This window comes from Paenibacillus sp. 598K (assembly GCF_003851045.1).
In the GTDB taxonomy this organism is placed as follows: Bacteria; Bacillota; Bacilli; order Paenibacillales; family Paenibacillaceae; genus Paenibacillus_D.
This window is the reverse complement of sequence record NZ_BFBX01000114.1, coordinates 9,553-10,024: the sequence shown is the minus strand read 5'-3', so window position 1 is coordinate 10,024 and position 472 is coordinate 9,553. Positions and strand designations below refer to the sequence as shown.

The 472-nt window shown below is 62.3% G+C and carries 1 protein-coding gene; it reads left to right on the top strand.

What is annotated here, in order from left to right; genetic code table 11:
- Positions 1–472: response regulator (locus tag PA598K_RS27695; protein ID WP_128660057.1), on the top strand; the 472-nt coding region annotated here is incomplete at both ends.

The following is a 472-nucleotide window of genomic DNA, read 5'->3' as shown; positions in this document are numbered from 1 at the left end:
GCTCGAGCAGCTGCGGCAGCGTCCTGTGGACCTGCTCATCACGGACATCCAGATGCCGGGACTGAACGGTCTGGAGCTGATCCAGCGGGTGAAGGCGAGCTCGCCGCGCACCAAGTTTATCGTGCTCAGCGGCTACGAGGAGTTCCACTATGTGAAGGAAGGCATGCAGCTCGGGATCGAAAACTATATCCTCAAGCCGATCAATATCGTCGAGCTGGAGTCGACGCTGAAGCTCTGTCTGCAGGACTGGGAGCGCGAGGAGATCAACCAGTTCCGCTCCGAGGTCGACTGGAAGCTGCTGCAGAGCAATGTGCTGCAGCGATGGGTGCATGGCGAGATCGAGCAGGGCGAGTTCGTCCAACGCGCCCAGCTGCTGGGCATCCCGCAGAGCTACGTTCATTATCGGGCTGCGGTGTTCCGCCTGCTCCCCGGCAGGCGGCCGCTGCAGTCGCTCTGCCGCGTCGATCGGCTC